We start from the raw sequence: 22,614 nt of genomic DNA on the forward strand, positions 1-22,614 counted from the left end.
TACAAATCGGGTACCCCGGGGGTGATGTATGAATCAACCTGCGCAAGTCGTTCTGATTACGGACGCCGACCATCCCACAGGCAAGGCCATGATCCGCCGCTTCGCCGAGGATGGCGCCTATTTCCTGTTGAACAGTTTGTCTGATGGCACGCTAATTGCCGCCGAGATCGACATGGCTAAAGCGTCTGGATCCAAAGTGATCGTGAAGAATGTCGACCTGAGCGCCGGCGCGAACGCAAGTGAACTTGTTCTGCTGGCCGAGCGGGAGCTCGGTGCGCTTACCGTCCTGATCCATAATAACGATCGGCTCGTCTCTATTTCCGTCGAAGACGGCTCCGAAGCATCGTTTCGCAAGGTAATGAACACCAACGCAAAGTCGGCCTTTTTATGCGCGCAAGCGGCCGGAAAGGCCATGGCGGTACGGGAGTCGGGCAGCATTATCTTCGTCTCGTCCATTCATGCCGAGAAGCCGACCGGCTCCTCCTTCGTCTACAGCGCATCCAAGGGCGCCGTCAAGATGCTGGCCAAAGAAGCGGCCCTGGAGCTCGGGCGGCACGGCATCCGCGTGAATACGATTGAGGCCGGTCTGATCGAAGGCGACGGTGAACGGTTCCGCAGCTCGCTGACGACGCTCTACCGCAGTTACGAACTCAAAGTTCCGAGCGCTCGGCTAGGCACTGCGGAGGATATCGCAAACGTCGCCCACTTCTTGGCTTCAAGGGAGGCGGGATACGTAAACGGCGCGGATATCCGGCTGGACGGAGGGTTCCTCCTGCATTATATGGATCACAAAATGAAACGGCCAAGGAGCGGTGATTCGCCATGAGTCTATCGGGCAAGGTCGCACTCGTAACAGGAGCCGGTACCGGCATCGGCCAGGGCATCGCCATCGAGATGGCAAACAGAGGAGCAAGAATGGCACTCCACTATAACCGGAGCGAGGCCGGCGTTCTCGAGACGAAGAGACGAATTGACGGAGCGGGAGGAAGCAGCTTCATTGTCCGGGCGGATGTCTCGAACCAGAAGGAGATCGCCGCGATGGTTCGCCACATCGAAACCCGCGCTGGCGATATCGATATTCTGGTCAACAATGCCGCTGTACAACTGAACTACGACCTTTTCAAACAGGATGGCGAAACGTTCGACCTCATGTTCGATACGAACGTAAAGGGCTACTGGCAGTGTATCCAAGCCGTTATTCCCGGCATGAAGCGGAAGGGAACCGGCCGAATCATCCTGATCTCCTCGGTACATGCCAAGCGGCCGACGGATTTCGATCCGATTTATGCCATGACCAAAGGCGCGATCCGCATGCTCGGGCGGGAAAGCGCGATCGAGCTGGCACCGTACGGCATTACGGTGAACACGATCGAGCCGGGAGCCGTCGATGTGGGCAAATACAACCTCATCTCACCGGACGATCCGGATGCAGAGAAGAAACGGGAGGCGCGGCGCAAGCACCAGTTGGAGAAATTCCCGCTGGGGCGCGTGGGACTCCCGCTTGATGTCGCTCAGCTCGCCTGCTTTATCGCCTCGGACGAAAGCGAGTACATGACAGGCTCCGCTATCCGGCTTGACGGCGGAAGCATGCTGCTGTAACGAGGCTGCAGCACACCAACCGATTAGGAGTGATTTCATGGTAAACAAAGAAACGTACGAACAAACGCTGGCCCATGTTCGTACTTCCTCCAGCCCTTCGGAGCTGCGTATCACCGATATCCGCTTCACGGATATCGTCGGCGGTCCGTTTCACAGCAGCTTGATCAAGGTATTCACGAATCAAGGGTTGGTCGGTTTCGGGGAAGTCCGCGACGGCGCAGACAAGGCCTACGCCCTCATGCTGAAGAGCCGGCTACTCGGAGAGAACCCGTGCAATATCGACAAGCTGTTCCGCCGGATCAAGCAGTTTGGCGGGCATGCGCGTCAAGGCGGCGGCGTCAGCGGAATCGAGCTTGCGCTCTGGGATCTGGCCGGCAAAGCGTATGGCGTGCCGATCTACCAGATGCTCGGCGGCAAGTTCCGCGATCGGGTTCGCATGTATTGCGACACGGATGTTGTCGGCAAGGACACCGGCAAAGCGATGGGCGAAGCGCTCAAGAAGCGGATGGAAGCCGGCTTCACCTTCCTCAAGATGGATCTTGGCATCGGCCAGCTCATCAACGAACCGGGGACGCTTAGCGCGCCGCTTGGTTTCCTGGAAGAGATGCGGGAGATCGCGAAACACCGCTACAGCCGCGACAAAGGTAATCTCACCGAACAGGAGCTTCGTGAAATCAAGAACCGTCACTACGATATTTACAACATCCCTCATCCCTTCACCGGCATTCATGTGACGGAAAAAGGCCTCGACATGCTGGAGCAATATGTCGCGGACGTCCGGTCGGTTATCGGCAGCGAAGTGCCGCTCGCCATCGATCACTTCGGCCATATCGGACTTGAGGACTGCATCAAGCTAGGCAAACGTATCGACAAGTTCAATCTGGCCTGGATGGAGGATATGATTCCGTGGCAGTATACGGATCAATATGCCCGTCTCTCTCGCGCCGTGACGACACCGATCTGTACGGGGGAAGACATTTATTTGAAGGAGAACTTCAAGCCTCTCCTCGAAGCCGGCGGGGTGTCTGTCATCCATCCGGACGTGCTGACGACCGGAGGCATCCTCGAGACGAAAAAAATCGGGGACATGGCGCAGGATTACGGCGTCGCGATGGCGATCCATATGGCGGAGAGCCCCATCGCCTGTCTGGCCGCCGCTCACGTCGCCGCGGCGACGGAGAACTTCCTAGCGCTCGAATACCATTCCTGCGAAGTGGATTGGTGGGACGACATCATCATCGGCAGTCGACTCCCGGATAAGCTGGTCCAGAACGGCTTCATCACCTTGACGGACGCTCCCGGACTCGGGATCGACGATCTGAACGACGAAGTATTGGCTGAGCATCTTCATCCCGAAATCGGCGGCCTCTGGGAGTCAACGGATCAATGGAATCATCATTATTCTAACGACCGGCAGTGGAGCTGAGGCTCCTCTGCTTTTTCTTTCACAATAAAAGGATCGTCCTGACGGCGCAAGCCGATCAAGACGATCCATTTCATTCCTCTTACAGGGTGGCGGAAGCGCGGTTCATCTTGGCCGCCGCCTCCATTAAGCCGGTAATATATCCTACGCCAAACAAACGGCCAAGCAGCTCATACCCCGGGTTCTCATTGTCTTCTCCTTCCATCGTCGGCACGTGGTCCGGCCGGGCCGGGCCGCTAAAGCCAACCTCGTAATACGTCTTCATCGCTTCGAGCATATCCGTCTGGCCATCGTCATGGAACGTCTCCTCGAATTTTTCCGGCGTGCCCTTCACGTCACGGAAGTGGACGAAGAATAGCTTCTGCTGGTCAGCGAAATGCCGAATGACTCCCGGGATATCCTCACCGGCTGTCGCCAGGGTCCCCTGGCACAACGTGATGCCGCTATAAGCGCTCGGCACCAGATCGATGGCCCGCTGCAGCGCCGATGCGTTCCGCAAGATCCGCGAGACGCCGCGGATCGGCGTAATCGGCGGATCGTCCGGATGAAGCGCAAGCTTCACCCGGGCGGATTCCGCGACGGGAACGATTTTTTCCAGGAAATAATGGAGGTTCTCCCACAGTTGTTCCTCCGTCACAATTCCGGCTTCCGTGGGCGGCACTTCCGCCATCAGGCTGTGATCGTAGCTGGAGACGAGCGCTCCCCCGCGTGTCCGGGTTGTCGTTGAGGTGCGGAACCAGTTGAATTGAGCCATAAAGTTATAGCAGAGCACGGGAATGCCGGCGGCCCCCATATTGACCAGGAATTGCTGAAAAATCTCGATTTCCTCATCACGGCCGGGCGCTCCCAGCTTAATCTTGTTGCTTGGCGGCATCGATTCGATCACGGACAACGTTAGACCAAAGTCGGCATAACGCTGCTTCATTCGGATCAGCGGCATCAAATCCCAAGGTTTCTCCGTTTTCTCTTCCCACGGCAGCCCGCTGACCGCGTAATTGACGTTCATCTGTTTTGCCAAATGCCACAGCCGGCTTGGCTGGGATGGAAGAAATTCCGCAAGCTGCATGTCGTTATCCGCCTCTTTCTATCGTTTAGTTGCCTGCCTTGGCGGCCAGCTCCTTACCGAGCTTATCGATTTTGTTGAAAGCTTCTTCAATGGACTGCTGACCGAACGTCACCGCGTCCATCTCCTTCTTATAGGCATCCACCCATTCCGTAAATCCCGGTGCCGGCGAATAGAACGGCAACGCCTTGTCAACGGACAGATCATAAATTTCTTTACCGAGCTTATCCTTCGCCTCCAGATTCGGTTCCAGCTTCTTGTAGATATCCGGATTGATCGGAATCCCGCGGGTCAAACCAAGCGCATCCCCTGCGGCTTCATCGGTAATAAACCATTTGACGAATTTCTTGGCTTCTTCCTTGTTCTTCGAATTGGTGCTGACGCTAAGGAAGATCGTCGATTGCGCCCAGCCTCCGCCCGCAGGGCCGGTCGGCATATTCACGACGCCCACCTTGCCCGGCATGAGCTGCTCGAGCGCGCTGACCGAGCCGGTTGTTGCGCCCCTCGTCATCACGACCCCGCTTGCCATCGGGTCGGCCTGCGGATCGTTCTCGAGGAAGGCGGCAGACTGCTCCGCCGGAGGAACGATTTTATCCTTGCGGAATTGTTCGTAGGTTTGATAGAACTTCATGAACAGGTCCTTGTCGAGCGTAAACGTCTTCCCGCCGTCAGACATGATCGGCGGTTTCCCCATCGCCGTCTGGTAATAGTTGTAGAAATCCCAGGTTGTCGTGTCGCCGATCGGGTATTTGCCCTCCGGCAGCTTGGCGCGGGCGTCCTTCGCCCATTGGAAGTACTCGTCATAGGTCCAATCTTTATGCGGTAAAGGGATGCCATATTGCTCGAGATCCGCCTTGTTGAAGGCGGTTCCCTGCGCATTCTGGCTCAGCGGGATGCCGTACAGCTTGCCGTCGATCTTCAGGTTCTCGATGACGCCAGGATCGACGATTCCGGTCAGGTCGATATCCGACAGGTCCTCCAGCTGTCCCCGACTTACGTATTCTTGCAAGTAAGCCGCATCCATCTGCAAGACATCCGTCATCGTTTTCGACGCCGCTAACGTCGGCAGCTTCTGCCAATAAGCGTCCCATGCCATATGCTCGGGTTTGAATTTAACGCCGGGGTTTTGCTGCGTATAAAGATCCAAGGCTTTCTGCGTCGCTTCGTGGCGTGCGTCCGTCCCCCACCACATGATGCTGAGGGTCTTCTCTCCGCCGGAGTCTCCATTTCCACCGCTCCCGCCGCCGTTTCCTCCAGAATTCCCACCGGAATTTCCACCTGCATTTCCTCCGGCATTGCCTCCGCCTCCGCCGCCGCAAGCCGTCATTACAAGAAACAGGGCCAGCAGGAGTGCGGCTGCACTCATCCATCTCGATTTGCTCATTGTCGATTTCCCCTTTCCATTTCTCTTAATCAAGCACTTGACTTCAATGGGTAACGCCAAAATCAACCTTTCAGCCCCGTCGTTGCGATCCCTTCCACGAAATGCTTCTGTGCGAACAGGAAGATCAGTGCGGAAGGAAAGACGGACAACAGCGACATCGCGAGCAACTGCCCCCACTGAATCTCGAACTGGTCGATGAATCCCCGGAGCGCCAGGCCAACCGTAAATTTATCAACCGAGCTAAGGTACAGCACCTGCGAGAAGAAATCATCCCAGCTCCAGATGAAGGTGAAGATCGCAACCGTCACGAGTGCCGGCTTGATGAGCGGGAAGATGATCCATACGAAGATGCCATATACGGAAGCGCCATCGATCTTGGCCGCCATGTCCAAATCGCGAGGGATGCCTCGAATGAACTGGACGAGAAGGAAGATGAAGAACGCGCCTCCGCCGAAGAAATGCGGCAGAACAAGCGGCACGTAGCTGTCCACGAAGCCAAAGGAGTTAAACAGGATATACTGCGGAACGACCGTAACTTGGCCGGGCAGCATCATCGTCAGCAGAAGGACCGAGAACCAGAAGCCCCGCAGTTTGAAGTTCAGTCGGCCGAAGCCATAGGCTACGACCGCGGCAGTCAACACACCGCCAAATACGTTCCCAACCTCCATCAGAAGCGTATTGCCGAAGAAATGGGCAAATGTATAATCGCTGGAGTACTGCCACCCGTTGCTGTAGTTCTCCCATAACGGCGTTTTCGGCCAGAGCGTCGGCAAGCTCAGCTCCTCCGTCTTCTTCAGCGAAGCGCCAACCCACCAGATCACCGGATAAAGCATGAGGAGGGAGAATAAAGTCAGAAGCAGATGATTCGTCAACTTAGACCTAAGCTTCATTTCGCCCCTCCCCCTTCCGATTCGTAGAACACCCAATAGCGAGATGCGGCAAAGTTAATGACGGTCAGCAGACCCACGATCGCAAGCAAGATCCAGGCAAGTGCCGAGGCATACCCCATCTGGTAATGCTTGAACGCCTTTTCGTACAAGAACAAGGCGTACACGTACGTGGAATTGACCGGTCCTCCTTTGGTGATGATGAAAGCGGAGGTGAAGGTTTGGAAGGAGCCGATCACGCCGAGAATTAAGTTAAAGAACATGACAGGAGACAACATCGGCAGCGTGATGCTGAAGAATCGGCGGAACTTGTTTGCGCCGTCCACTGCCGCAGATTCATATAACTCCTGAGGGATCTGTTTGAGTCCGGCCAGGAAAATGACCATCGTCGAGCCGAACTGCCAAGTATTCAGCAGAATGAGGGTTCCGAGCGAAGTGTCCGGATTGGTGATCCACCCCATGCCCTGGATGCCAAACCAGGCGAGCACCTGATTGATGTAGCCGTCTAGTCCGAACATATTGCGCCATAAAGCCGCAACCGCAATGCTTCCGCCAATCAGCGAAGGGAAATAAATGGCCGTTCGATACAGATTCATCCCTTTCAATTTCTGATTGAGCGCCATAGCGACGAGAAGCGAAAAAAGCAGCTTGAGCGGCACGGAGAATAGGACGAACGTGAAGGTTACGGTGAGAGATTTCGTAAAGGTTGAATCATTCGTGAAAATGTTGACGTAATTGCTCGTTCCCGTCCAAACCGGATCCTCCAGGAGCGAATAATCGGTGAAAGACAGGTACAACGATTGGGCGATCGGCCATAACGTCAGCAATAGAAAGCCGATGAGCCACGGGGAAATAAAAATATAACCGGCTAGATGGTTTGCACCGGTCTTCGCGCGCTTTCGGACGGCGCGTCCAGCTTTTCCAGCTTCGTTAATCGTATTGGTTTGTGCAGCCATCCTTTTCGATTCCTCCCCTCTTGCGATACACCTTGTGATAAATGTTGTAGTAGTACTACTGTATTCGAAGGCGGTTTCACGATTAAAGGTGACGAAATTATGATATTGTTTGATTTTTTAGAATCCCTGGGTCCCACGGGAAGCGCCGACGACAGCGGTGGAAAAAATTATGATGGGGCGGGAAATGCCTTAAGAAAGTCGCATCGACAAAACGGCGGCCCTCCCTAACAATAGAGTCATGTTGAACAAAGAGGAGGCGCTTCAATGAAATTCGATAACCCGGAAGATCTCATTCAATTGACTCCGCTGTGGAAGGGCGAACGGTTCGAGAACGGGCGACCTAAGGTGCCGGAAGATGTCCTGCGAAGAATACGAAAAATTACATTGGAGGAAGCATGGGGGCCACTATGGCACCGTGGCTATACGTTTCAGTTCGAAGGCGACTTTAAGATCGTCCATCCCGATCAGGTGATGGTGGGACGGGCCGTAACGGCCGTTATGGTGCCCAAGCGGCCCGATCTGCACGAGACGCTGCTGAATTACGGGCATGAGCAGGAAGGGCGAAGGGGCTTCTTCAACCAGTGGGTCATCGACTCCCTAGTCGAGGATGACGTCGTTGTCGTCGATATGTTCGACAAGATCCATCTCGGCACCTATGTGGGCGGAAACCTGTCTACGGCCATATCGACCCGAACAAAGCGGGGCGGCGCCGTGATCTGGGGCGGCATCCGCGACAATCAGCAAGTATCCGAGATCAAGAACATTAACGTATACTACCGCGGTAGCGACCCGACGGCCATCGGCGATGTCACGATGGTGGGGATGAACGTGCCGACCCGGATTGGCAAGGCGATTTGCCTTCCTGGCGATGTGGTTCTCGGAACCCCGGCGGGTGTGATTTTCATCCCTCCCCATCTTGCCGAGCTGACAGCGGAGCAGGCGGAGAAATCACAGGTCCGCGACGTGTTTGGCTTCATTCGGTTAAAGGAAGGTGTCTATTCCACCGCGCAGATCGACGCATCCTGGCCCACCGCGCTGTGGGAAGACTTCATCCAGTGGTTCCAGAACGACGAGGCGGCTGCCGAATACCGCCATTTATCCTGGGAGAAGGAGCTTGAGGAGGCGCGCCGGAACGAGCAGGACGGACACCGTTCCGACGTACGTTTATAAGGGCAGAACCAAGAAACAGGAAGCGGACGCTGCGCCGCTTCCTGTTTTATTTGCAAATCGACTCCCGATACTCGCTCGGCGATACCCCAACCTTCTTCTTAAAGATTTGGCTGAAGTAACGGGGATCCTGGTAACCGACTTTCTCAGCGACTTCATAATTTTTCAAATGGGTCGTCCGAAGCAGTTCCTTCGCCTTGTCGATCCGAATATCGGTCAAATGCTCAATAAACGTCTTGCCAGTATTCGTCCTGAAGAGCATGCTCAAATAGGTTGGTGTCATATACACTTTCTGAGCAACGCTCTGCAGCGATGCGCATTGGCAATCCTGCTCCATGTAGAGGATCGTCCTCTTAATGATGCTGCGATGGTTCTCTTTCTGGCCAGGCGAGACGACCTTCCACATCCCGGTTAGAAAAAGGCAGACGTAGTGCTTCAGCTCTTCCAGCGTGCTTAACCTTACAAGCGATGTCGCTTCAAACGGTCTGTAAGCGCCTACATTTTCTTCATCGGCAAGGACCCTTCTTTCCACACCGACCAGCAGTCGGATCGTCAGCTCATACATGCTTTTAACGTCGACCAGCCCCTGCTCCAGTACCGCAGAATAAAACGACTCTACCGCCTCTAAGATTTCCTGTTCCGAAGCCGCTGAGCGGAAACTCTCAACCAACTGTTTTTCCCTTTCTACCGGGTAACGGTCTATCGACTCCAGATGGCGAAGCTCGCCGAAATGGATTATTTGGCCGGTTCCGCTGTAGAACTTGTTCTGTAACGCCCATGAAGCCTGCCGATAGGATAAGTGGATATCGCCCAAATGGCTGCAAGGCTTCCCAACGCCGATATTCACGGGATGAGCGAATTGCTCCCGAAGTACAGCCCGCAGCCGTTCAAGCACCTCCTTGGACACCCACGAGAACAGCAGCCCGATCCGTCCGTCCCCGTCAAGAAAGGCGATACCGTTTGCCGGCATCCGCTGCTGAAGGCTTTCTCGCATGCTCTCCAGATAAGACAGCTTGTCGTGTTCATGATCAGCGGAGGCAGTTGGCTCCAGCAGTGCAATCGTAGGGAAAGTATAGTAAGGATTTAATTGAAGCTTAGCCAAGCTCTCCTTTAAATCCGCCTTCGCATCTGCCGGCCCGGATACAAGATATCGCAGAAGGCGGTCTTTCATCCATGACGTGATCGCCTGGTGGTCCAACAATAGACGTTCATTCAGCATACTCCATTTCCCCCTTTGGATAGAGAATGACAACTGAGATCCTGGCCTTAATCGAGATGAATAATTTTGTACGCATGCATGTGCTCAATAAACGCTTCCTCCGCAACGTCGCCGTCCCCCGTCCGGAGGGCGTCAATCAGCATCCGGTGCCAATCGGCCAGCATTTCCGTCGTCGAATGCCGATTGGAGATGGCCATAAAGCGCATTACCTTCGTCCGCATATGGTTCCATAGCTCCAGGATGGCTTGATTATCGCAGCGCTTGTAGAAAAAACCGTGAAAGTCCATATCCATTTCCAAAATGCTTAGCGTGTCGCTCTGCTCGACCGCTTCCTCCATCCTTTGAATGATCCTCTCAAGCGCGGCGTAATCCGCCTCTGTCAGCGTTGGCATAGACGCGCGAACAGCGAACCCCTCTATGATTTCGCGGAGGACAAAAAGATCCCGAATCTCCTTGGATGTAATGTTGGATACGACCGACCCTTTATTTCGAATGCCGTTGATCAATCCTTCCTGCTTCATCCGCTCCAGCGCTTCCCGTACAGGCGCCTGGCTAACCTGGAAATGTCCCGCGATATCCAGCACGATGAGCCGGGTTCCCGGGCAAAGCTCGCCCGTGAGTATTTTTCGTTTGAGCGCTAAATAGATTTGCTCGCTAATGGAATTCACCAGCGGGACGATATCATTGCTTGGCATCCTTGTTTCGTCTCCATTCGCGATAATCGATTATCGATTATCGATAATCCATTTTTTTCTATTGTATGAGGGCACCCGCGCATCTGATACCGGAAATCAATAATTCGTTAGCAAAAAGATCCGCGAAGCTTTCGCTTCGCGGACCGAATGGGACATTCTTTATTTCACATTCTTACTCCTGATCAAAATAGACAATCTTCCCCGTCTCGGCGGATTGATAGACCGCCTCCAGGATCTGAGAAACAATCATCGCTTCCCTCGGTTTAACCAAGGGTTCGATGTCGTTCACGATGCTGTGAATCCATTGTTTGGCTTCATACTCGAAATCGGACATCTTCTCCCCACGGAAAAGTTCCCTTGCATTCGGATCCACATCAAGCTGATTCAAGAACAAGCTTCCGTCCCGCTCGCCGTTTATCCGCAATTTATTGTGGTTGAAATCCGCGCCCCCCTTCGTTCCGCAGAGCAGATTGCCACCGCCGTCCGCAATGTTCAGGGCCCAGCTAGTTTCAATAATGACGGTAGCCCCATTCTTGAATTTCACATATCCGAACGCAGAATCTTCGACCTCGAATTCATTAGGATCCCAAGATCCCCATTCGTTTGCGGCATTTTCGGTATCCTTCAGTTTATGGAAGACGCTGCCGACGACGCTTTCCGGTTCATAGTTATCCATCAACCACAGGATGAGGTCGAGGGAATGGGTTCCGATATCGATCATGGGACCGCCGCCCTGCTTCTCTTTATCCAAAAACACACCCCAGGTCGGTACGCCTCTTCTTCGGGTAGCGACAGCTTTGGCGAAATAGATCTCACCCAGTTCCCCACCTACGATCATCTTTTTTAACAGTTGGCTTTTGGCGCTGGACCGGCTCTGGTACCCGACGGTTAGCTTCTTGCCTGTTCGCAAGTGGGTCTCGTACATCGCTTTCGCCTCCGCACCGGTGACGGCCATCGGCTTCTCGCACATGACATGCTTGCCGCTTTCGAGCGCATCGATGGATATCGAGGCGTGAGAACGGTTCGGGGTTAGCACATGGACGACTTCGATCTCTTCGATCGCTAGCAGATCCTTGTAATCCGTGAACACCTTGGCTTCCGGCGTACCGTATTTTTTCGCCGCTTGCTCGGCTCTTTCCGGGATCAAATCGCAGAAGGCCACCATCTGCACGTTCTCCAACTTCGCTAAACTCGGCATATGTTTGTCATTCGCTATCAATCCGCAGCCGATGATTCCTATTTTGACCGTTCGCATCGAATTTCCCTCCCTTGTGTCATTTGAATCATTTGAACTCTACCGTTCGGTTTTCCTGATGGGCAATGTAGGCTGCTTCCAAGAGCTCCGTCAATTTCGTCCCCTCTTCCAGTCCGAAGGGCATTGGCTTATCGTCAAGCACGGCATCCACCCACTGGAGGATCGGAAGCGGTTGCTCTGCTGGGAGTTGTTGAGGTGAAATCCATCCGCCAAAGGGTAGATCGAGCTTCTTCGAAGTGACTTTCACGGTATGATCCGAGATGATCAAAGTGCCCTCGGTACCGTAAATTTCAAGCGCAGAAGGCGTTCGGAACGTAACCAGGCTGGTTTCGACCAGGGCGACCGCGTTATTGGCGAACTCGATAGAGCATTGCGCATTATCTTCCACGGCACGATTCGTGAAATAATGGAACATGGAGTTGATTCGTTTGGGCTTCCCCAAATACCAACTGGCGAGGTACATCGGATGACAACCTAAGTCCATCATGGCCCCGCCCCCGGCTTGCTTCTTATCGTACCAGTACTCCGGGAGCCAATTGTTCAAAGCCCCGTCGTGGCCGTTACGTATGCGCAGAAGCGTAACGTCTCCTAAGATTCGGTCATCGATCAGCTGCTTCGCGAACAACTCGTGCGGTCTCGTGCGAGCAGGAAATGAAATGCCGAACTTGACGCCGGCTTGGCGCACCGCTGCCGAAATCCGATCGCATTCCTCCGTGGTAAGCGCCATCGCTTTTTCGGTAAAAATATGTTTACCGGCCTGAGCCGCAGCGACCATGACGTCCGCATGCATACTTGTAGGGGCATCCACCACGACGCCATCGATGTCTTCGCGCCCGAGAAGAGTATCCAAATCCGCCTCAAAATCCGCACCCAATTGGGTTGCCCATTCCCTTCCGCGTTCGGGTTCTTCATCCCAGACGGCCGTGATCTTCACCTTCCCATGGGATTGCAGCTTTCTGGCGTAATCCTCCGCATGCACATGCCATTTACTTAACATTGCAACGTTCAACATATCGTGTCCTCCTTCGTCTTGAGGATGAGTCGAGTTAGAACCCTACATCATCTCGTTCTGCCGCCTTTTGAGCCACAAACTCCGCCATCTCATCCACACCGGCAGCTTTAAACTTGTCTTGCACCTCATGAAGCATTTTTAAAGCTTCTTCATCAGACGCGGCAAACAATGCCTTCTTAAATTCCTCATCAAAATTCAAGCTGCTGGTTTTATCGATGAATTCCTGATAATTAGGCCACTCTCTCGCAAGATAACTGGCACTGACCTTGTCGATGATTTTGATCGGCAATTTGGCCGAAAAGCTCTCCTCCAGCTTTTGCCACTGCGTTTTTTGATCCTCTGGCGTAGGCCAAGTGACGGTATCGGAGAAGGCACCAATGAATCTTCCCGGAAGGTAATTGAGCCCGGCATCTCTCTTCAAATCCGGATTCTCATCGAATTGTTTCTTCACATCCGGAATCCATTGAGGAATCCCATTCTCCAGTGTGTAGTGCGTTCCTTCAATCCCGAAGTACGATAGCAACCGGCCTTCCTCGCTGTTGACATAATCAATGTACCGTAAGGCCGCATCGGGATCTTTGATGTTCGCGCTTAAGAAAAGGACCGGGAAACCGGAACGGCCGGGTTTTTCCACTTGCGTCCGAATTTGTCCGCTCTTATTCTTCATGGGTCCCAGCAGCTCATATTGCATATCCGGATTCGTCTTATACAGCGTTTTGGATAAATCAGGCAACATCGGTTGAGCTCCGAATACGGCGAGCTTGCCCGTAGTCAGCTTCTCGTTTGCGGTTGTGCTCGTATTGCTGAAAGCTTCGAGATCAAACAAACCTTCCGTTAATAACTTCCTCATATATAGCAGTCTATCTTCATGATCCTTGGTTTGCGTCCAGTGGATCAGCTTTCCGTCAACCTCACGGTAGTCCGAAATGTTGTAATCCGTCCAACCCGCAAGGAATTGGCCATAATCCCATCCATTCCACATCGTTCCGGCAGGGATCACCGGCTTTCCGGCAATATCCTTGAACCCGCCGTCTCTGATCTTGATCAATAAATCATAAAGTTCCTCTTGCGTATCAATATCTTCCGCTTTCACATTTAACGCCTTGAGAATATCTCCCCGAGCAAAAAGGCCGTAATTCCAGTTATGAATGCTCTCTGGGGTTCCGTCCGGGGTTTCCGTAGGGATGAGATAGGTTTTCCCTTCAAAATCCGGGCTGTTGAGATCGAACTCGTTGAAATCCTTCGCTATCCCGGTGGTCACAAGTCGTTTCACATTCGGGTACTTATCCAGATAAGGAGTGAGATCCAGAAGTTGCCCTTCCATCGCGGCCTTCTTGATGACTTGCCCTTCTCCCCCTGTGGTCGACCAGAAGGGGGCGTTCACAATATCCGGAACCGTACCGGAGGCAAAGATGGTATTCAGCTTTTCGACCTCGCTTGTCGTGATGGACTCCAGTTTTAAGGTCACTCCGGTTTTATCCCGGATTTGACTAGCTACGGGGTTATTCTCCTGATCCTGCGGGAAACCGGCTCCGCCCCCGTTCCAAGCACTAAGGAAAGTTAAGGTGACCGGCTTTATTTCCTCCGTGCCCGATTCCTTCACAGTACCTGGCTCACTCGGACCCGTGTTCCCCGTTCCCGCTTCCTCCTTCCCGCCTGATCCCGTACAAGCCGTCAAGGTTGCAAATAGAAGCAAAGCGATCAGCGGAATGCCAAGGACACCCCTCAACTTGTTCTTTCTCATACTACACTCCCCTCTCATTGAACATTTTTATATAAAAGGCTTGGCCTCTTATATCACCTACTCTTTAAGGGAACCTACCAATACGCCTTTCACAAAATACTTCTGCAGAAACGGATACACGCAAATGATCGGTGTCGTAATGATAATGACGAAAGTCATCCTCAACGCTTCCGGAGTGACGCCGCGCAGCTCCATCTGAGATTCGGTCATATTTTGAATCGCAGATCCGCTATTTCCCGACGATGACGTCATCGATTGGAAAGACGCTTCACTGATCATTTTGTTCAGGAACGTCGCTGCAGGCTGTAATTTCTCGTTCTGGATAAAAAATTGTCCGGTGAACCAGTCATTCCACACGCCCACCCCGACAAACAAGGCTATAGTAGCAAGTACCGGCATCGAAAGAGGCAAAACGATTCGGGCGAACACCGATAACTCGCTGGCCCCGTCGATTCGGGCTGATTCCGATAAGGCTTCAGGAATCCCATCGAAGAAGGTTTTCATGATAATCGCATTAAAGAAGCTATACAGGGAGGGCAGAACCAGTACCCAAAACGTGTTCAGAATGTGTAACTGCCGGAACAGGATAAAGGTCGGGATCAGTCCCCCGCTGAACAAGGTGGTAAAGAAAAAGAAGAACACGATAACTTTTCTTCCCGGCAAGCCTTTCCGCGAAAGCGCATAGGCTAACAAAGCCGTCAAAAATACAGATCCGATCGTGACCACCAGGGTTCGAGTAACCGAAACGTAAAACGAATTTAAGATAAGCGGGTTGGTAAACGCCTTTGCATAGTTCTCTAAGGTGAACACTCTAGGAAAAAAATAGATTCCGCCCTTCATCGCATCGTAGCCGTCATTGAATGAAAGGGCTAAGAAATAAATAAAGGGATATAACGCCGTGGCGCAAAAGATTAACAACACCGAATAATTAAGCAGCATATATATTCGATCCGCCGGCGTCAGCCTTTTCGCACCCATGCACACACCTCCTTATGCTCCTCGAAGCCCCTTACCATAGCGATACCTCGCTCACACGTCTTGAAATATGATTGACAGCCACAATAAGCAGTAACGAGATCGCGGATTTAAATAAGCCGATTGCCGTGGAATAAGCGAGTTGCCCTTGTTGGAGTCCTGTTTTCAACACATACGTGTCCAATATCTCGGAAACGCCTAAGGTAGCTGGAGTTTGCATCAGCCAAATTTGGTCAAAGCCCGCGTTCAGGATTCCGCTGAGGGAAAAGATCAGCAGGATCGCGATCGTCGGCGTTAGGCAAGGCAGCGTAATTTTGAATAATTTACTCCATCTTCCCGCCCCGTCGATTTCTGCAGCTTCATACAAGTGCGGGTCGATATTCGTTAACGCGGCTAAATAGATGATGGAGCCCCATCCTACCCCTTTCCAAACGTCGGAAATGAGAACCAAAGGATAGAATAACTCCGGCTTCCCCATAAAAAAGATCGGATCCAAACCCATTTGATAGCGAATGTCATTGATCAGCCCTACGTTCGGAGACAGAATTTTTTGGAGTAAAGTCACGACGACAACCCACGAAACGAAGTGCGGCAAATAGGAAATCGTTTGAAACACTCTTTTGATTTTTTCGTGCATAACGGCATTTAACATCAAAGCCAAGATCAATGGAGCTGGAAATCCAAATACAAGTTTCAGGGCACTAATGGACAACGTATTGCGGAGGACTTCGTAGAAACTGGAATCGTGTAAGAACTGTTCGAAATACTTAAAGCCTGCCCACGGACTCCCCAATATGCCCAGGTTGTATTTGAAATCTTTGAACGCTATCAAAATGCCGTACATCGGATAGTAAGCAAAAACCAGAAACCAGATGATAGCGGGAAGCAAAAACAAATAGATATGCCTGAAATACCATACTTTCCTTAATCTATTGGGTACCATGCTCCGATCACCTCCTAGATCATCATCAGGTCGATTCTATAGAACTGCCAATCCATAAACCGGTAGCCTAGTGTTCCCACCCCTCTCTTGCAAGCGGTTTCATTTAGTTGATTATAAATATTCGATATAAACAAATATATTCAATATACTATAGGAAAAATTCCATCATTCTTTGTAAGACGAAACCTAACACGCGAATTATTACGGAAATTTGGTACTAAAGACCCTCCAACAACGGAAAACTATAATGTGTATATTTAATATGTACACTAAGAGTCTAACGAGGCACAAAAGAGGAGCCTAAGCATTGTTTGCTTAGGCTCCTCTTCATATCTTCTCTATGATGGATCATAAAAGGTGCAAAAAGAATGGGTAGAAATCCTTGTTTTCATTCCGATTCTATTCTGTAGCATGAGTTTTGGCTCTTAGAAACTGCAAACTCCTACTGCAAACAATTTCCCAATGTATGCATGCCATTCATGATTATACAGCCGGTATTTTACCAAAATGCATACATTGCATAAACCTGCATAAAAAGAGCCAGGAAAATGGGTCTGTCAAGATTTTTGTGTAAACTCATGATAAGGAAATCCCCCGAGGGGGATTTTGCGGCTTAACGCAAATGATTACCCACCCGTTCCGGAAAAAAGACGGAGAGCTGAAGCAGCATCTGGCCCCAGTTCTGGACTCGGCCTGTCCATTTGCGGGTAACATCCATCGTGGCCAGGTACAACATTTTCAACAGCGCTTCATCTCTCGTGTGCTGTCCCATGTGTTCTCCCAACCTTTCTGCTTAGGAGTTTACACAATTTATTTTACAGACTCCGGGAAACGTTAGCTCAATAAAATAGCGACAGTCAATTTTCTAGTCCTTGGCTGTCGCTGTTTCTTTTTCAAATTTAGTCTAAAACATATCCAGCTTTCAATCTTCAACTTTAGAAAACTGATATTTAAAGAATTCCTTATATGTCATTGGTTTTCGGCCAATCAGACGTTCAAGATCCCCGGATGTCTCCGAAAATTCTCCAGTGTTGACTCCTCGCACCCAGCCTAATAAAAAATCAGTCATGAAAACAGGCAAGCCATTTGTTACCATAGAGTCTATATATTCTTTTTCGCTAACTGCCTCATAAGGGATATTCATCCCACTAATCTCCGAGAGGGCTTCAGCGATGTCTGTAAAAGAGCTTCCCTCGCTGCCACCTAGAGTGTACGTCTTATTTTCGTGCCCGTGTTGGGTGAGAACGGCTACGTTAGCTGCCGCCAGATCATCCAGAGATGCAGCGGCAACTTTGCCGGAACCCTCTGGTACTCGCACGCCGGCTTTAAGCGCATCTCCGAAATACATATGCAAGGTTTCAAGGTACGGTGGATTCCGCAGAATGGTATAGTCTAGTCCGGATGCTCTAAGCGTTTGTTCAGCAAATAAGTCTGACATCGTTACTTCGGGCAAAATAAGATTTGAATTTTCTTTTCGAATGATCGACGTGTAGATCACTTGTTTAACACCAGCCTGCTTTGCAGCTGCGATGACATTGAAATGTTGCGTATTGCGGTCGGTAAATGCTTGCGCGGAGATAAGCATCACTTTGTCAACACCATTAAAAGCCCGCAGAAGGGAGTTATAATCAAAATAGTCGCCCTGATGGGCCTCCACACCTTCTTTAACAAACCTTTCGATTTTTACGGATTGCGGATCACGTACCAATACAGCAACCTGATTTGCCGGAACCTTTTTAAGAAGAAGGTTTAGCGTCCTGCTGCCAAGATTACCCGTTGCTCCAGTAATAAGTATTTTACCCATATTAGTAACTCCTTTGAACTTTTATTGATAAACCAGTTGCAGTATAGAATAACGTTATCGTACAGTTAATTGATCCAGCAGATTTAAATTCAATCCGGCGAGAGGTCCTCCTATTTGCTGCAGCAGACCGCCCTGGCTCAAGGATCCAAGATCAATACAGGCAAAGCCAATCTTCTCCCAAATTTCTTTCAAGACTTGTTTTATCTGGATGTCGTCACCGGACATGAACAGGACGGTCTTCGGCTTCTCTTCCGTGTAGTCCTTAATCCATTCCATCGGAACATTGTTAAAAGCTTTAATTACATGAGCACCCGGAGCATATTGGGCTACGATTTCACTTGAATTCTTTTCTGACCATTCACCAAGTAGAGGGTCTGCATTTTCAAAACGGTTGGTAGCATCAATAAGAACGCGGCCTGTCCAGTCAGGAACCATTGACAAAGCAGCAGGCATTTGCGCCCACGTCACGCACAATATTACAAAATCCTGCTCCGCTGCTTCTGACGGTGTTCCGGATTTTGCACCAGCACCGAGCGAGCTTATCAGATCCGAGAGCGTTTCGGGACCACGACTATTACTGAGAATAACTTCATGACCGTGAAGCAATAAATGTTTCGCCAGCGTTTGAGCAACTGTTCCAGCACCTATAAAGCCAAATTTCATAACCCACCTCCAAAAACTTATCGACCTACATACGACTACTTTTATTAATTCTTAGATCTTCTTCATGGCGACAAGTCTTATTATGTTCCATCTATAACTTTTAAAATAGTACGTACTTTTAGGTTATATAGTAACTAAAAGGTGATAATTGTGATGAAATGCAGAATAAATGGGTCAATGAAATTACTCTATTCTACATTTAATCTCCGATACTCATCCTTGCTCAAGTTCTTCTCTGCATAATTTTGGCCCCAATCACAAAGAGCTCGCAAACTGGGTTCAAGTGACATACCCATTTCTGATATTGAATATTCCACTTTTGGTGGTACCTGATTGTACATTTTTCTTATAATCAAATTAGCACTCTCCAACTCCCGCAACGACTGGACTAACATTTTCTGAGATATTGTGGGTATGAGCCTTTTTAATTCACCGGTTCGTTTAGGACCCTTTATTAAATAATACAGAATAAGAGGCCTCCACTTCCCGCCAATGACATCTAAAGTGATTTCCAGATCACAATAAAAAGTTTTCAATTAAACAACACTGCCCTTCATTAAATTTCCATAAATATATTACATGATAACCCTATTACTTGTTGATCTAACGGGAAACGATAGTTGAACATAAAGGGTTTCACATATTAGTCATGACTAATATGTGAAACCCTCTTTTACTAGGCTTGATCGTAAAAAATGATTAATCATAACCACCCGTCCAACAGGTGGTTTGCTTTTGGGGTATAACCCCTGTTGCCAAACTGCATCTAAAGACGCTAGCCTGACAATTAAATTGTTCAGGCTCAGTGTAATTTGTCACCTTGACTTACCAGTTAAACTGGTTTACTTCTTTTTGCCACCGTTTCTGCTGAAGGATCTTCATACTCTTTCACGCTCAGTTATCAATGGCTTGGTATGACCCCTCCGCCCAAAATTTTCGCTTCAAGCTGGCTTGCTTGTTGGTCAAACCCTAGTTCCCTCCACCCGCATAGCGGGTGGTTTTTTGTTTCGCACGCTTCGCGAGCTCAACTGGCTAAAGCCTAAATAAAGGTGAAGACAAAGTTGTCTTCACCCAGATGATTTACTTTCGCTTTTCTATTTACTACTACTTACTCTCTCTCCTTGTGTTGACTAGTTCATTATCAATTCTTACGAGCACTTACTATATCCGCAGTTGCTGCAAGTCTTGCAGCCTTCGATGTTGATCAGCGAGGCCGAGCCGCAGGACGGGCAGAGGTCACGGGAGGTGGCCGGCGCGCTGCCATGGCTGTGTCCGCCGTGCGAGCCGTCCGCGGTACCATGATCTTGCGCGGCTTCCTCGTGATGCGCGATCGTTGCTGCCACCGGCGCCGGGTCGTGGTCGCCGTACGGGCCGTTTTGCACGTGCGTCTCTAGCGCTTTAGCAACCGCGTCCGCGATCGATTCCACGCGGTTTGGACCAAAGCCGATAGCGCCTGTGCCGCCGATCCCTTTGAGATGCTTGATCAGCAACTCAACCTTCTCGCCGTGGTCGCCGTAACGCAGGAACAGCGAGCAGACGCGGCCAAGCGCTTCCGCCATCGCAAACACGTCGGAACCGGCTTTCCCTACGTTCAGGAAGATTTCACCCGGAATACCGTTCAAATCGTTGATCGTGATATATGCCATGCCAAACGGCGTGTTGATCTTATAAGTAGCGCCATGGAGCACTTGCGGGCGTCTCTTGTACTGTTCCGCCGTTTTCGGGCTGCTGGCTTGAACCGGAGCGCTTGCCGGCTGTTCCGTTACGGCTACCGTTGCTGGTGGAGCCGCTTCTTCTTGTTTCTCTTCCTTCTTCTCCGTTTGCAGGACTTGTACGTCACGGCTACCGTCGCGGTAGATCGTTACGCCTTTGCAGCCAAGGTCGAAGGCCAGTTCATACAAACGTTCCGTTTCTTCCACGGTAAAGTCGGATGGGCAGTTTGCCGTTTTGGAGATGGAGCTGTCGACCCAACGCTGGATCGCGGCTTGCACGCGGATATGATCCTCCGCCGACAAATTCATCGCGGTCACGAAGTAATCCGGCAGCTCTTCCCCTGGATGTGCGTCCAACCACTCTTGCGCGATCGGTACGAACTGCTCGTCGAATCCAAGACGACTTTGACGGTAATATTTGAAGGCGAAATATGGTTCGATCCCGGTCGAGGTTCCAACCATCGTCCCTGTGCTGCCGGTTGGCGCCTGAGTGATGATCGTGACGTTGCGGACCCCTTTGGTGCGAACCGCTTCGCCAACTTCCGGATACACTTCCGTCATCACTTTCATAAATCCGCTTTGCAAATATTTGTCCGCTTCGAAAGCCGGGAAGGAACCTTTCTCTTCCGCGATATCTGCGGAGGCCAGGTAAGCTTCCTTGGCGATAAAGCCATATAATTTATCGAGGAATTCCAGCGATTCCGGGCTGCCGTAACGGATGTTCAACTTGATCATCAGCTCGGCCAGGCCCATCGTCCCGAGGCCAACGCGACGCTCTTTCTTCTGGTTCTTCTCGTTTTCTTCAAAATGATAAGGCGTTTTGTTGATGACGTTGTCCAGGAAACGGACCGAATAGCGCGTCGTTGTGGCGAGTTCGTCCCAAGCGACATCGTGTTTCTCTTCGTCGTAGAACTTGGACAAGTTCATCGCCGACAGGTTGCAGACGCCCCAACCCGGCAAACCTTGCTCCCCGCACGGATTCGTACAAATGATCGGGTTAAAATACCAGCTGTTGGACATTTGGTTGTAATATTCCATAAACACAACGCCCGGTTCGGCGGATTTCCAAGCCGACTCGATGATCGTGTGCCAGATCTCACGCGCTTTGACAGTGCGATAGTGGATCACTCTGCGGCCGTCCGCTTTCCACTTCTCGAGATCGCCGTCCCACACTTCGTTGTAGTCCTCGTAAGTCGTATCCGGGAACACCAATTCCCAATCGAGGTCTTTCTTCACCGCTTCCATAAAGCTGTTGCTCACGCAAACCGACAGGTTCGCGTTCGTAACCTGGCCCATCGTCTGCTTGACGGTGATAAAGTCCATGACGTCCGGATGCCAGTCGTTGATCATCAGCATCAGCGCGCCGCGACGGCTGCCGCCCTGCTCGATCAAGCCGGTGGTGTAGCTGAACAAACCTCCCCAAGATACGGCGCCACTCGAAGAGCCGTTTACGCCTTTAACAACCGCACGGCGCGGACGCAAGGAACTGAGGTTAATCCCCACGCCGCCGCCGCGTGCCATGATCTCGGTCATTTCGGACAAGGTCTCCATGATGCCGCCGCGGCTGTCTTTTGGCGATGGGATCACGTAACAGTTAAACAAGGTCAACTCGTCACTGGCGCCGGCACCTGCGGCAATCCGGCCGCCCGGTACCAGCTTCCAATCGTCCAGGATATAGCGGAACTTCTCTTCCCATTGCTTCTGCAGCTCCGGCGTTTCCTCTACGGAAGCCATCGCTTTAGCAAGGCGGTCCCACATTTCTTCAGGGGTTTTCTCGATATTGAGGGTCAGCTTCTCCACGTCGGACTCGACCAACTCGCCCCGGCGTGTCTTCACCGTAACCTTACGACCCTTACGTGCAACGACTTCGCCAACTTCCTTTGTTGGGAATTTGGGATCATCCTTCGTCAGAACGAGGACGACGTCGCCGACTTTGGCGTGACTAGGGTCCGCATCTTTCCAGGCGTACCGGTCCAAGAAGATTTTTTCACTTAGCCCCTCAAGGCGCTGTTTTGGCACAGTTTTCAAAGAAAACACCCTCCTATAAGTTTGGATCAAAGATTCGTAAATATATCGGTCATTCGCGCCGGATCTTGAAGTCGAAAACGGGCGA

At 51.3% G+C, this 22,614-nt stretch carries 19 protein-coding genes and 1 pseudogene; 4 read left to right on the top strand and 16 right to left on the bottom strand.

What is annotated here, in order from left to right; genetic code table 11:
• The first annotated feature begins 28 nt into the window (after positions 1-28).
• From KJS42_RS02280 to KJS42_RS02290, 3 genes are read left to right on the top strand one after another with little or no spacing between them, the layout of a single operon-like run.
• Positions 29-826, top strand: a complete 798-nt coding sequence (locus KJS42_RS02280; RefSeq protein WP_213621843.1) for an SDR family NAD(P)-dependent oxidoreductase — start codon at positions 29-31, stop codon at positions 824-826.
• Positions 823-1,599 (top strand): SDR family NAD(P)-dependent oxidoreductase, encoded by a 777-nt coding sequence (locus KJS42_RS02285; RefSeq protein ID WP_213621844.1) that lies wholly within the window; start codon positions 823-825, stop codon positions 1,597-1,599. The genes KJS42_RS02280 and KJS42_RS02285 overlap by 4 nt, the downstream gene beginning before the upstream one ends.
• Positions 1,600-1,636: 37 nt before the next feature.
• Complete coding sequence (locus KJS42_RS02290) at positions 1,637-3,025, top strand: mandelate racemase/muconate lactonizing enzyme family protein (RefSeq protein ID WP_213621845.1); 1,389 nt, start codon at positions 1,637-1,639, stop codon at positions 3,023-3,025.
• 79 nt (positions 3,026-3,104) lie between these two features.
• On the opposite strand, the gene KJS42_RS02295 is transcribed toward KJS42_RS02290, so the two are convergent.
• The 4 genes from KJS42_RS02295 to KJS42_RS02310 form a co-directional block, all read right to left on the bottom strand.
• Entirely contained in the window at positions 3,105-4,088 is a 984-nt protein-coding gene (locus KJS42_RS02295) for a mannonate dehydratase (RefSeq protein WP_213621846.1), read from the bottom strand.
• A 25-nt stretch (positions 4,089-4,113) separates the two neighbouring features.
• The gene (locus tag KJS42_RS02300; protein ID WP_155605122.1) at positions 4,114-5,469 is read right to left on the bottom strand and encodes an ABC transporter substrate-binding protein; all 1,356 of its coding nucleotides are present in this window, start codon (positions 5,467-5,469) and stop codon (positions 4,114-4,116) included.
• A gap of 62 nt (positions 5,470-5,531) precedes the next feature.
• Positions 5,532-6,359: a carbohydrate ABC transporter permease gene (locus KJS42_RS02305; RefSeq protein ID WP_155605121.1), complete on the bottom strand. Its 828-nt coding sequence runs from the start codon at positions 6,357-6,359 to the stop codon at positions 5,532-5,534.
• Complete coding sequence (locus tag KJS42_RS02310; RefSeq protein WP_155605120.1) at positions 6,356-7,312, bottom strand: carbohydrate ABC transporter permease; 957 nt, start codon at positions 7,310-7,312, stop codon at positions 6,356-6,358. Before KJS42_RS02310 ends, KJS42_RS02305 begins: the two co-directional genes overlap by 4 nt.
• 264 nt (positions 7,313-7,576) lie before the next feature.
• Here KJS42_RS02310 and KJS42_RS02315 point away from each other — a divergent pair, with 264 nt between their 5' ends.
• Positions 7,577-8,482 (top strand): RraA family protein, encoded by a 906-nt coding sequence (locus KJS42_RS02315; protein WP_155605119.1) that lies wholly within the window; start codon positions 7,577-7,579, stop codon positions 8,480-8,482.
• A gap of 46 nt (positions 8,483-8,528) precedes the next feature.
• On the opposite strand, the gene KJS42_RS02320 is transcribed toward KJS42_RS02315, so the two are convergent.
• The 12 genes and pseudogenes from KJS42_RS02320 to KJS42_RS02375 form a co-directional block, all read right to left on the bottom strand.
• On the bottom strand, positions 8,529-9,698 hold the full coding sequence (locus KJS42_RS02320) for a helix-turn-helix domain-containing protein (RefSeq protein WP_213621847.1): 1,170 nt from the start codon (positions 9,696-9,698) through the stop codon (positions 8,529-8,531).
• Between the two features lie 47 nt (positions 9,699-9,745).
• Complete coding sequence (locus tag KJS42_RS02325) at positions 9,746-10,393, bottom strand: GntR family transcriptional regulator (RefSeq protein WP_155605117.1); 648 nt, start codon at positions 10,391-10,393, stop codon at positions 9,746-9,748.
• Between the two features lie 172 nt (positions 10,394-10,565).
• Entirely contained in the window at positions 10,566-11,648 is a 1,083-nt protein-coding gene (locus KJS42_RS02330) for a Gfo/Idh/MocA family protein (RefSeq protein WP_213621848.1), read from the bottom strand.
• Positions 11,649-11,676: 28 nt separating this feature from the next.
• Positions 11,677-12,660: a Gfo/Idh/MocA family protein gene (locus KJS42_RS02335; RefSeq protein WP_155605115.1), complete on the bottom strand. Its 984-nt coding sequence runs from the start codon at positions 12,658-12,660 to the stop codon at positions 11,677-11,679.
• 34 nt (positions 12,661-12,694) lie between these two features.
• On the bottom strand, positions 12,695-14,404 hold the full coding sequence (locus KJS42_RS02340; RefSeq protein WP_244868356.1) for an extracellular solute-binding protein: 1,710 nt from the start codon (positions 14,402-14,404) through the stop codon (positions 12,695-12,697).
• A gap of 57 nt (positions 14,405-14,461) precedes the next feature.
• Positions 14,462-15,382, bottom strand: a complete 921-nt coding sequence (locus tag KJS42_RS02345) for a carbohydrate ABC transporter permease (RefSeq protein WP_213621849.1) — start codon at positions 15,380-15,382, stop codon at positions 14,462-14,464.
• Between the two features lie 31 nt (positions 15,383-15,413).
• Positions 15,414-16,322 (bottom strand): ABC transporter permease, encoded by a 909-nt coding sequence (locus tag KJS42_RS02350; RefSeq protein ID WP_155605112.1) that lies wholly within the window; start codon positions 16,320-16,322, stop codon positions 15,414-15,416.
• A 613-nt stretch (positions 16,323-16,935) separates the two neighbouring features.
• Positions 16,936-17,076 (bottom strand): annotated as a pseudogene (locus KJS42_RS02355) (IS256 family transposase); the annotation flags it as partial.
• Positions 17,077-17,244: 168 nt separating this feature from the next.
• The gene (locus tag KJS42_RS02360) at positions 17,245-18,126 is read right to left on the bottom strand and encodes an SDR family oxidoreductase (RefSeq protein WP_213621850.1); all 882 of its coding nucleotides are present in this window, start codon (positions 18,124-18,126) and stop codon (positions 17,245-17,247) included.
• Between the two features lie 54 nt (positions 18,127-18,180).
• Positions 18,181-18,789: an NADPH-dependent F420 reductase gene (locus tag KJS42_RS02365; protein WP_213621851.1), complete on the bottom strand. Its 609-nt coding sequence runs from the start codon at positions 18,787-18,789 to the stop codon at positions 18,181-18,183.
• Between the two features lie 188 nt (positions 18,790-18,977).
• On the bottom strand, positions 18,978-19,325 hold the full coding sequence (locus KJS42_RS02370; RefSeq protein ID WP_213621852.1) for a winged helix-turn-helix transcriptional regulator: 348 nt from the start codon (positions 19,323-19,325) through the stop codon (positions 18,978-18,980).
• A gap of 612 nt (positions 19,326-19,937) precedes the next feature.
• On the bottom strand, positions 19,938-22,529 hold the full coding sequence (locus KJS42_RS02375) for an adenosylcobalamin-dependent ribonucleoside-diphosphate reductase (protein ID WP_213621853.1): 2,592 nt from the start codon (positions 22,527-22,529) through the stop codon (positions 19,938-19,940).
• Between the last annotated feature and the right edge of the window lie 85 nt (positions 22,530-22,614).

This window comes from Paenibacillus sp. J53TS2, from assembly GCF_018403305.1.
Classification (GTDB): domain Bacteria; phylum Bacillota; class Bacilli; order Paenibacillales; family Paenibacillaceae; genus Fontibacillus; species Fontibacillus rhizolycopersici.

Coding starts and splice junctions, on each gene's coding strand:
- KJS42_RS02280 (WP_213621843.1), top strand. CDS start 29: ATGAATCAACCTGCGCAAGTCGTTCTGATTACGGACGCCGACCATCCC.
- KJS42_RS02285 (WP_213621844.1), top strand. CDS start 823: ATGAGTCTATCGGGCAAGGTCGCACTCGTAACAGGAGCCGGTACCGGC.
- KJS42_RS02290 (WP_213621845.1), top strand. CDS start 1,637: ATGGTAAACAAAGAAACGTACGAACAAACGCTGGCCCATGTTCGTACT.
- KJS42_RS02295 (WP_213621846.1), bottom strand. CDS start 4,088: ATGCAGCTTGCGGAATTTCTTCCATCCCAGCCAAGCCGGCTGTGGCAT.
- KJS42_RS02300 (WP_155605122.1), bottom strand. CDS start 5,469: ATGAGCAAATCGAGATGGATGAGTGCAGCCGCACTCCTGCTGGCCCTG.
- KJS42_RS02305 (WP_155605121.1), bottom strand. CDS start 6,359: ATGAAGCTTAGGTCTAAGTTGACGAATCATCTGCTTCTGACTTTATTC.
- KJS42_RS02310 (WP_155605120.1), bottom strand. CDS start 7,312: ATGGCTGCACAAACCAATACGATTAACGAAGCTGGAAAAGCTGGACGC.
- KJS42_RS02315 (WP_155605119.1), top strand. CDS start 7,577: ATGAAATTCGATAACCCGGAAGATCTCATTCAATTGACTCCGCTGTGG.
- KJS42_RS02320 (WP_213621847.1), bottom strand. CDS start 9,698: ATGCTGAATGAACGTCTATTGTTGGACCACCAGGCGATCACGTCATGG.
- KJS42_RS02325 (WP_155605117.1), bottom strand. CDS start 10,393: ATGCCAAGCAATGATATCGTCCCGCTGGTGAATTCCATTAGCGAGCAA.
- KJS42_RS02330 (WP_213621848.1), bottom strand. CDS start 11,648: ATGCGAACGGTCAAAATAGGAATCATCGGCTGCGGATTGATAGCGAAT.
- KJS42_RS02335 (WP_155605115.1), bottom strand. CDS start 12,660: ATGTTGAACGTTGCAATGTTAAGTAAATGGCATGTGCATGCGGAGGAT.
- KJS42_RS02340 (WP_244868356.1), bottom strand. CDS start 14,404: ATGAGAAAGAACAAGTTGAGGGGTGTCCTTGGCATTCCGCTGATCGCT.
- KJS42_RS02345 (WP_213621849.1), bottom strand. CDS start 15,382: ATGGGTGCGAAAAGGCTGACGCCGGCGGATCGAATATATATGCTGCTT.
- KJS42_RS02350 (WP_155605112.1), bottom strand. CDS start 16,322: ATGGTACCCAATAGATTAAGGAAAGTATGGTATTTCAGGCATATCTAT.
- KJS42_RS02360 (WP_213621850.1), bottom strand. CDS start 18,126: ATGGGTAAAATACTTATTACTGGAGCAACGGGTAATCTTGGCAGCAGG.
- KJS42_RS02365 (WP_213621851.1), bottom strand. CDS start 18,789: ATGAAATTTGGCTTTATAGGTGCTGGAACAGTTGCTCAAACGCTGGCG.